5 protein-coding genes, 21 tRNA genes and 1 rRNA gene are annotated in these 7,701 nt (G+C 48.1%); 25 read left to right on the top strand and 2 right to left on the bottom strand.

Annotation, left to right across the window (positions count from 1 at the left end; all coding sequences use genetic code 11):
• Positions 1-25 precede the first annotated feature (25 nt).
• The 22 genes from rrf (at position 26) to NYE36_RS15640 (ending at position 2,062) form a co-directional block, all read left to right on the top strand.
• Positions 26-141 (top strand): 5S ribosomal RNA (gene rrf / locus NYE36_RS15745).
• 23 nt (positions 142-164) lie between these two features.
• Positions 165-240, top strand: a tRNA-Val gene (locus NYE36_RS15740).
• Positions 241-269: 29 nt separating this feature from the next.
• A tRNA-Thr gene (locus NYE36_RS15735) sits at positions 270-345 on the top strand.
• A 37-nt stretch (positions 346-382) separates the two neighbouring features.
• Positions 383-458, top strand: a tRNA-Lys gene (locus NYE36_RS15730).
• A 10-nt stretch (positions 459-468) separates the two neighbouring features.
• A tRNA-Leu gene (locus NYE36_RS15725) sits at positions 469-552 on the top strand.
• 9 nt (positions 553-561) lie between these two features.
• A tRNA-Gly gene (locus NYE36_RS15720) sits at positions 562-636 on the top strand.
• A 19-nt stretch (positions 637-655) separates the two neighbouring features.
• Positions 656-741, top strand: a tRNA-Leu gene (locus tag NYE36_RS15715).
• A 9-nt stretch (positions 742-750) separates the two neighbouring features.
• A tRNA-Arg gene (locus tag NYE36_RS15710) sits at positions 751-827 on the top strand.
• Between the two features lie 16 nt (positions 828-843).
• Positions 844-920: transfer RNA gene (locus NYE36_RS15705), tRNA-Pro, on the top strand.
• A 4-nt stretch (positions 921-924) separates the two neighbouring features.
• Positions 925-997, top strand: a tRNA-Ala gene (locus NYE36_RS15700).
• 20 nt (positions 998-1,017) lie between these two features.
• A tRNA-Met gene (locus NYE36_RS15695) sits at positions 1,018-1,094 on the top strand.
• A 2-nt stretch (positions 1,095-1,096) separates the two neighbouring features.
• A tRNA-Ile gene (locus tag NYE36_RS15690) sits at positions 1,097-1,173 on the top strand.
• Between the two features lie 7 nt (positions 1,174-1,180).
• Positions 1,181-1,273, top strand: a tRNA-Ser gene (locus tag NYE36_RS15685).
• Between the two features lie 19 nt (positions 1,274-1,292).
• Positions 1,293-1,369: transfer RNA gene (locus NYE36_RS15680), tRNA-Met, on the top strand.
• Positions 1,370-1,375: 6 nt separating this feature from the next.
• Positions 1,376-1,452: transfer RNA gene (locus NYE36_RS15675), tRNA-Asp, on the top strand.
• A 10-nt stretch (positions 1,453-1,462) separates the two neighbouring features.
• A tRNA-Phe gene (locus tag NYE36_RS15670) sits at positions 1,463-1,538 on the top strand.
• 20 nt (positions 1,539-1,558) lie between these two features.
• Positions 1,559-1,634 (top strand) — tRNA-His (locus tag NYE36_RS15665).
• An 8-nt stretch (positions 1,635-1,642) separates the two neighbouring features.
• Positions 1,643-1,716: transfer RNA gene (locus NYE36_RS15660), tRNA-Gly, on the top strand.
• 15 nt (positions 1,717-1,731) lie between these two features.
• Positions 1,732-1,808, top strand: a tRNA-Ile gene (locus tag NYE36_RS15655).
• 10 nt (positions 1,809-1,818) lie between these two features.
• Positions 1,819-1,893: transfer RNA gene (locus NYE36_RS15650), tRNA-Asn, on the top strand.
• 3 nt (positions 1,894-1,896) lie between these two features.
• Positions 1,897-1,987, top strand: a tRNA-Ser gene (locus NYE36_RS15645).
• A 3-nt stretch (positions 1,988-1,990) separates the two neighbouring features.
• Positions 1,991-2,062, top strand: a tRNA-Glu gene (locus NYE36_RS15640).
• 35 nt (positions 2,063-2,097) lie between these two features.
• Here NYE36_RS15640 and NYE36_RS15635 read toward each other — a convergent pair.
• Positions 2,098-2,568 carry a tryptophan-rich sensory protein gene (locus tag NYE36_RS15635; protein WP_064115632.1) on the bottom strand — a complete coding sequence of 157 codons (471 nt, stop codon included), beginning with the start codon at positions 2,566-2,568 and terminating at the stop codon, positions 2,098-2,100.
• Between the two features lie 156 nt (positions 2,569-2,724).
• Entirely contained in the window at positions 2,725-3,444 is a 720-nt protein-coding gene (locus NYE36_RS15630; protein ID WP_007408850.1) for a TraR/DksA C4-type zinc finger protein, read from the bottom strand.
• A 282-nt stretch (positions 3,445-3,726) separates the two neighbouring features.
• Between NYE36_RS15630 and NYE36_RS15625 the strand changes: the two genes are divergently transcribed.
• Genes NYE36_RS15625 through menH form a run of 3 tightly spaced genes read left to right on the top strand, consistent with a single transcriptional unit; the run spans position 3,727 to position 7,687 of the window.
• The gene (locus NYE36_RS15625) at positions 3,727-5,142 is read left to right on the top strand and encodes an isochorismate synthase MenF (protein WP_033574247.1); all 1,416 of its coding nucleotides are present in this window, start codon (positions 3,727-3,729) and stop codon (positions 5,140-5,142) included.
• Positions 5,139-6,875, top strand: coding sequence for a 2-succinyl-5-enolpyruvyl-6-hydroxy-3-cyclohexene-1-carboxylic-acid synthase (menD, locus tag NYE36_RS15620; protein WP_265451418.1), 1,737 nt, complete (start codon positions 5,139-5,141; stop codon positions 6,873-6,875). The genes NYE36_RS15625 and menD overlap by 4 nt, the downstream gene beginning before the upstream one ends.
• Complete coding sequence (gene menH / locus NYE36_RS15615; protein ID WP_064107387.1) at positions 6,863-7,687, top strand: 2-succinyl-6-hydroxy-2,4-cyclohexadiene-1-carboxylate synthase; 825 nt, start codon at positions 6,863-6,865, stop codon at positions 7,685-7,687. Before menD ends, menH begins: the two co-directional genes overlap by 13 nt.
• The last annotated feature ends 14 nt before the right edge of the window (positions 7,688-7,701 follow it).

The raw sequence follows: 7,701 nt of genomic DNA, 5'->3' as shown, positions 1-7,701 counted from the left end.
AGTTTTGAGAGAACACTCTCAATGGTTTGGTGGCGATAGCGAAGAGGTCACACCCGTTCCCATGCCGAACACGGAAGTTAAGCTCTTCAGCGCCGATGGTAGTCGGGGGTTTCCCCCTGTGAGAGTAGGACGCCGCCAAGCCATTACACGCAAGTGTAATATACGGAGGATTAGCTCAGCTGGGAGAGCATCTGCCTTACAAGCAGAGGGTCGGCGGTTCGAGCCCGTCATCCTCCACCATTCCTATCATACATAAGTTGGCGTATTAAGCCGGTGTAGCTCAATTGGTAGAGCAACTGACTTGTAATCAGTAGGTTGGGGGTTCAAGTCCTCTTGCCGGCACCACCTTTATATGTTATACTATATAAGTCTCTTGTAATAAGAGCCATTAGCTCAGTTGGTAGAGCATCTGACTTTTAATCAGAGGGTCGAAGGTTCGAGTCCTTCATGGCTCACCATGTTTTTCTTGCGGATGTGGCGGAATTGGCAGACGCGCTAGAATCAGGCTCTAGTGTCTTTACAGACGTGGGGGTTCAAGTCCCTTCATCCGCATTGCCAAACGCGGAAGTAGTTCAGTGGTAGAACATCACCTTGCCAAGGTGGGGGTCGCGGGTTCGAATCCCGTCTTCCGCTCCAACTATACTATACCATCCATGCCGGGGTGGTGGAATTGGCAGACACACAGGACTTAAAATCCTGCGGTAGGTGACTACCGTGCCGGTTCAAGTCCGGCCCTCGGCACTTATTATTGCGCCCGTAGCTCAATTGGATAGAGCGTTTGACTACGGATCAAAAGGTTAGGGGTTCGACTCCTCTCGGGCGCGCCATACATACTTTTGAAAACGGGAAGTAGCTCAGCTTGGTAGAGCACATGGTTTGGGACCATGGGGTCGCAGGTTCGAATCCTGTCTTCCCGACCATTTTGGGGCCTTAGCTCAGCTGGGAGAGCGCCTGCTTTGCACGCAGGAGGTCAGCGGTTCGATCCCGCTAGGCTCCACTTGATTTTAATTGTTTTTTGGCGGTGTAGCTCAGCTGGCTAGAGCGTACGGTTCATACCCGTGAGGTCGGGGGTTCGATCCCCTCCGCCGCTACCATTGGACCTTTAGCTCAGTTGGTTAGAGCAGACGGCTCATAACCGTCCGGTCGTAGGTTCGAGTCCTACAAGGTCCACCACTTATACGGAGGAATACCCAAGTCTGGCTGAAGGGATCGGTCTTGAAAACCGACAGGGGTGTCAAAGCCCGCGGGGGTTCGAATCCCTCTTCCTCCGCCATATCTAATTTAATTATCATCGCGGGGTGGAGCAGTTCGGTAGCTCGTCGGGCTCATAACCCGAAGGTCGCAGGTTCAAATCCTGCCCCCGCAACCAAAAAATGGTCCGGTAGTTCAGTTGGTTAGAATGCCTGCCTGTCACGCAGGAGGTCGCGGGTTCGAGTCCCGTCCGGACCGCCATTTATAAAAAGGCTCGGTAGCTCAGTTGGTAGAGCAACGGACTGAAAATCCGTGTGTCGGCGGTTCGATTCCGTCCCGAGCCACCATTTAATTTAATATTGTTTTGGCGGTTGTGGCGAAGTGGTTAACGCACCAGATTGTGGCTCTGGCACTCGTGGGTTCGATTCCCATCAATCGCCCCAAACAACATGCGGGTGTAGTTTAGTGGTAAAACCTCAGCCTTCCAAGCTGATGTCGTGGGTTCGATTCCCATCACCCGCTCCATTTTTATATTGTCATGGGCCTGTAGCTCAGCTGGTTAGAGCGCACGCCTGATAAGCGTGAGGTCGGTGGTTCGAGTCCACTCAGGCCCACCATGATGATTTTTCCACAGTAGCTCAGTGGTAGAGCTATCGGCTGTTAACCGATCGGTCGCAGGTTCGAATCCTGCCTGTGGAGCCATACGGAGAAGTACTCAAGTGGCTGAAGAGGCGCCCCTGCTAAGGGTGTAGGTCGTGTAAGCGGCGCGAGGGTTCAAATCCCTCCTTCTCCGCCATAAGGCCCGTTGGTCAAGCGGTTAAGACACCGCCCTTTCACGGCGGTAACACGGGTTCGAATCCCGTACGGGTCATTAAAAAAACCTTGCATACTATGCAAGGTTTTTTATTATGCGTTCATAGCGTAAATGGTAAAAGACAGGTATGTGGCAAAAGCGCTCCATAATAAATAAGGGACCAGAAGCCAGGCTGAAGCTTTACTGTATTTACCGGCAATGAGCAACAGAATGAGTGTTGTCACAGCCACAAGCAGGCAATCGATAGATGCAGCAAGCAAATTTTTCTGTGTGAATTGAAAATAGCTGAATCCTTGATTCACGATATAATTGATGAGAAGCATCACCCAAAAAGCTTTTGATTCTTTACATGAAAACTTTGCGTATATCAAGGCTGCTGAGAGCGAAATAAACGCAAACAAAACCGCCCATATGATGCCGATCACTGATCCGCTCGGCGTCCAGTCAGGTTTTTGCAGCGCGTCATACCATTCCCGGTCGATGGGAAAGAGAACCCCCGCTAAAGAAAACAAGACATATGTAATGATAAATACAATAATCGCACCGATATACTTCTTTTTCATTTGTTCCCTCCGTCATTCAATGTCAATACGTTAGTTCCCTTTTTTGGAAATATTAAACCTTTTAAAAGGTTCATGCATCATTAAGTGTATGAGTTTTCAGTGTAAAAATGCAGCAAACCATTTATTTGTATTCAAAAACCCCGGCCTGCCGGGGTTTTAATCAGCATGAAGATCGCCAAAGGTCGTCATAATTCCTTCTTCGTCCAGTTCCTGTTCATATTTTTCGTGTGCTTTGCTTGGATACACGGAAATGTTTTTTCCGGTAATATCTGTCGCGATAAAGTTTTCATAATCCTCAGCATAGCCGATGTTTTCTTCTGAGTTCATTGTCATATCCCCATAGCTGAGCGGAGGATCCTCTAAATCCTGAGGCGTTTCTGAGTTTCCGTATTCCTCAACATCCTGATAAGCATCTTCACTATCGTAAGTCGCCCGGATTGATTCATCATCATCAAATTCAAACTGTCCGAACGGTGTTTCCTCTTCAATCGGCCTGTCTTTGGAAACGGCATCCTGCGAGGAATATTCCGCCAATGTCGTAGCCGTCGGCAGAGCTTCGAGTCTGTCATAAGGAATGTCCTTGCCGCTGACTTCACATGTGCCGTATGTGCCGTTTTCAATTTGTTTCAGAGAGTAATCAATGTCGCGAAGGTGCTCCCGTTCATGGTCGAGCAGAGCCAGGTCTTTTTCCCGCTCATATAATTCGGTCGCCTGATCGCCGGGATGATTGTCATAGGAAGACAATTCGCCGGATGACTGATACGGGAATTCATCAGCTAACTGAAATTGATCATTTTCTTTAAAGCGGCTTAAAATATCATGTCTGGCTTCTTCCAATTCTTTTTTTAAGTGTGTGATCTGTTCGTTTGTAAGCACATCAATCCCTCGTTTCTATGTGATGCTTACTGTTAGTATGAACGCTTTTGCGCAGAAAAATGGTGGATAAAAATAGTCATTTTCCCATGAGGAAGTAAAAGGATACAGTGATTGCCGAGAGTGGGGAAAGAAAATTCAAGTTTGTTTCTTTATTCATTTGCGCAAAAAGGTTTATAATAAGAAATGCAGGCATTTTGTCGTGCTCAAATCTGTGTGTTTGACACAAAGTCATCACAGGTGTATTGTATTAAAAGCATTTAACGGATTATGGAGGAATGTCTCATGGTGACAACGGTGCAGCATACGTTCCGAGAGGAAGCAGATCATGCATTACATAAAGCCAAACAAGTCAACCATGCTGTCTTATTGAGCTATTCAAGACGTATTGCGTCTTTAGACCCTCTATCATTTTTCAAAGACGGAGCAAAAAAATATAAAGGCAAACGATTTTTTTGGTCAGAACCCGGTAGCGAATTAACAATAGTCGGTCTTGGCACAGAAGCGCTGTTCCAATCGAATGAAAAAAATGGAAAGCGTTATCACGACGTTTTTGAACAATGGGAGCGCTTTAAAAAGACGGCTTTTCATATTCATGAAGAAGAAGAGGCGGCGCATACCGCGGTCGGCCCTGTCTTATTCGGCGGTTTTTCATTTAATCCCGCTGAAGAGAGAGGAGACGAATGGAACGGGTTCGAAGAAGGACTGTTCTTTATCCCCTCACTCATGCTGACAAAGACGGCAGATGGTGATTATTTAACCGTCAATCAATGGGCGGCAGACGGTAATCAGGCAGAAGATACGCTGAAACGTCTGAAATCTTTTTCGGAAGCTTTTTCAGTTTCTTCAATCGAGTATGAAGAATATCCTGTTTTAACAAAAGCGGAAGAACTTGATGTGGAAAACTGGCTTGAAGCCATTAAAACAGCAACAAATGATATGAAAGCAAATCAATATGATAAAGTCGTGCTGGCAAGGGAAGTCGTTTTGTCATATGATGGGCCTATTCCGGCGGAGAGCGTTGTCCGCAAGCTTTTGACGGACCAAACGACAAGCTATGTTTTTGCGATTGAGCAGGGAGATAAATGCTTTGTCGGCGCTTCACCGGAACGGCTGATCAAAAAATCCGGCAAAGACGTCATGTCCACCTGTCTGGCAGGTTCAATTAAGCGCGGAGAAAGTCAACAAGAAGATGACCGTCTCGGCAAAGAGCTGCTGCATGACGAAAAAAATCTCGCGGAACATGATTTTGTGGTTCAGATGATACACGATTCTTTCTTGTCGAGCTGCAGCGATGTGAAAAAGCCTGCAGGTCCGCAATTATATAAAACAAAAAGTGTTCAGCATCTATATACACCGATCACAGGCCATCTTAAAACGTCCGCTTCCCTGTTTGATTTAATTGAAAAGCTGCATCCCACACCGGCATTGGGCGGAGCTCCCCAGCAGAAAGCTGTTGAAGTTATCGCTGATATTGAACCGATGACACGCGGATGGTACGCGGCCCCGATCGGCTGGATGGACGGCAGGGAAAACGGAGAATTTGTCGTGGCTATCCGATCAGGGCTGATTGAAGGCAAAAGTGCGCGGCTTTTCGCAGGCTGCGGCATTGTTGAAGATTCAGATCCGCAATCAGAATATGAAGAAACACAAATTAAACTAAAGCCGATGATCTCTGCTTTAGGAGGTGAAAGGCTTTGACAAACCCGATTACACATTATATCGGAAGCTTTATTGATGAATTCGCCCTATCGGGTGTCACCGACGCGGTTGTTTGCCCGGGATCGAGGTCAACTCCCTTGGCGGTTTTGGCGGCGGCCCACCCGGATATTCAAGTCCATATACAGATTGATGAACGATCCGCAGGTTTTTTCGCACTCGGTCTTGCAAAAGCCCGCCAGCGTCCGGTCATGCTGATTTGTACGTCAGGAACGGCGGCGGCTAACTTCTATCCGGCCGTGATTGAAGCTCATTATTCAAGAGTGCCTCTTATTGTCCTGACTGCTGACCGGCCTCATGAATTGAGGGAAGTGGGGGCGCCTCAGGCGATTAACCAGCATTTTCTGTTCGGTAACTTTGTTAAGTTTTTCACAGACTCGGCTCTGCCTGAGGAAAATCCTCAAATGCTGAGCTATATCAGAACATTGGCCGGCAGAGCCGTAAGTGAAGCCGGGAAGCGCCCGATGGGGCCGGTCCATATCAATGTGCCGCTCAGAGAGCCTTTGATGCCGGATTTATCAGCCGCACCTTTTGAAAGAATGAGAAAGGGGCGGCACGTCTCAGTCACAACAGGGATTCAGTCAGCTGATCAAGATTCTCTCTATCATATTACAGAGCGTCTCGCGGGGACCGAAAGAGGTATGATCGTCTGCGGCGAAATTCACGGTGAAGCAGAAAAGCAGCAAATCATCGCGCTTGCCGAGATGCTTCAGTTCCCGATTTTGGCTGATCCGCTTTCAAATCTCCGAAACGGGGAGCATGATAAGACGCTGATTATTGATGCTTATGACTCGTTTTTAAAAGATGAAGAAATAAAAGAGGCGCTGCGTCCGGACGCTGTGATCCGCTTCGGTCCGATGCCGGTTTCCAAACCGCTCTTTTTATGGCTCAGAGATGATCCTGCCATTGAGCAGTTTATCGTCGATGAAGACGGAGGATGGAGAGATCCCACCCAGGCCGGCGCGCATATGATTCATTGCCATCCGTCGGTGTTTTTGGAAGCGGTCCGTTCAGCTGAAACCGGAAAGCGGCCGTCCGGATGGCTTGAGAAATGGCAGTTTGTCAATGAGCGTTTCCGGAGTCATTTACAGGACGCGAGCATGGATGATTTATCATTTGAAGGAAATGTATATCGTCAGCTTCAGTACCTTGTCCCTGAAGGCAGTTCGATTTTTGTCGGCAACAGCATGCCGATTCGCGACGTGGATACGTTCTTTGAAAAACAAGATCGTTCCTTCCGTGTTTATGCCAACCGCGGCGCTAACGGAATTGACGGAGTTGTCTCCTCGGCTATGGGACTGTGTGAAGGTACAAAAGCTCCTGTCACGCTTGTCATTGGAGATTTATCGTTTTACCATGATTTAAACGGGCTGTTAGCGGCTAAAAAACTTGGAATTCCGCTTACGGTTATTTTAATAAACAATGATGGCGGCGGGATTTTCTCGTTTTTGCCGCAGGCATCTGATAAGACTCATTTTGAAGAACTGTTCGGTACGCCGACGGGCCTTGATTTCCGGCATGCCGCCGCACTGTACGGCGGGACGTATACTTGCCCTGAGACATGGGAAGCATTTAAGGATGCGTATCAGCCGCAGGCGGACAAGCCCGGACTTCATATAATCGAGCTGAAAACAGATCGGACATCAAGAGTTCAATTCCATCGCGATCTGCTGCAGGCCGCAGTGCGGGAAGTGAAAAAAGAATGGAAACTGTAACAGTTAAAACGGCCGACGGCGTATGCTATCGTGCTGCTGATAGCGGACACGAATCATCTGAAACTATTGTTTGTCTGCATGGATTTACGGGCAGCAAAGAATCATGGATGTTTTTACGCGGCATGTTTCCCGGCGAACGAATGGTGATGATTGACTGCCTGGGCCACGGGGAGACAGACGCGCCTGTGCAAGCGGCAAGGTACAGTGCGAGCCGGCAGGTTGCGGACCTTGCCGCCGTTTTTGACCAATTAAAACTTCACAAAGTGAAACTTATTGGTTATTCTATGGGGGGAAGACTTGCGTATTCCTTTGCACAGGCATTTCCGCATCGGGTGTCAGCGCTTGTCTTGGAAAGTACAACTCCGGGCCTCAGCACGCTTCAGGAACGCAAAAAGCGGATTCAGTCAGACCGGAAGCTTGCTGACTTTATATTGCAGGAAGGTATAACATCGTTTGTCGATTATTGGGAGGGCATTCCGTTGTTTGCCACGCAGCTTTCTCTGCCGGACAGCATAAAGGCGTCCATCCGTGCCGGCAGGCTGAAAAATAATCCGTCCGGACTTGCAGGCAGCCTGCTCGGAATGGGGACGGGCTCACAGCCTTCCTGGTGGGAGGCATTACACCGCATCAAAGCGCCCGTTCTGCTCATATGCGGAGAATGGGATGAAAAGTTTTGCGTTATTAATCAAAAGGTGCATAACCTGCTCCCATCAAGTAAAATAGAGGTTGTCAAAAAGGCGGGGCACACGGTACATGTGGAACAGCCGCGAATTTTTGGTAAGATAGTAAGTGAGTTTTTATACGGCTTATAAAGCATAAAGAAAAT

Source organism: Bacillus sp. FSL R5-0593 (assembly GCF_038603755.1).
Lineage (GTDB): Bacteria > Bacillota > Bacilli > Bacillales > Bacillaceae > Bacillus > Bacillus velezensis.
The sequence above is the reverse complement of the archived record's forward strand: the minus strand, read 5'-3'. Positions and strand labels throughout refer to the sequence as shown.

Coding starts and splice junctions, on each gene's coding strand:
- NYE36_RS15635 (WP_064115632.1), bottom strand. CDS start 2,568: ATGAAAAAGAAGTATATCGGTGCGATTATTGTATTTATCATTACATAT.
- NYE36_RS15625 (WP_033574247.1), top strand. CDS start 3,727: ATGGTGACAACGGTGCAGCATACGTTCCGAGAGGAAGCAGATCATGCA.
- menH (WP_064107387.1), top strand. CDS start 6,863: ATGGAAACTGTAACAGTTAAAACGGCCGACGGCGTATGCTATCGTGCT.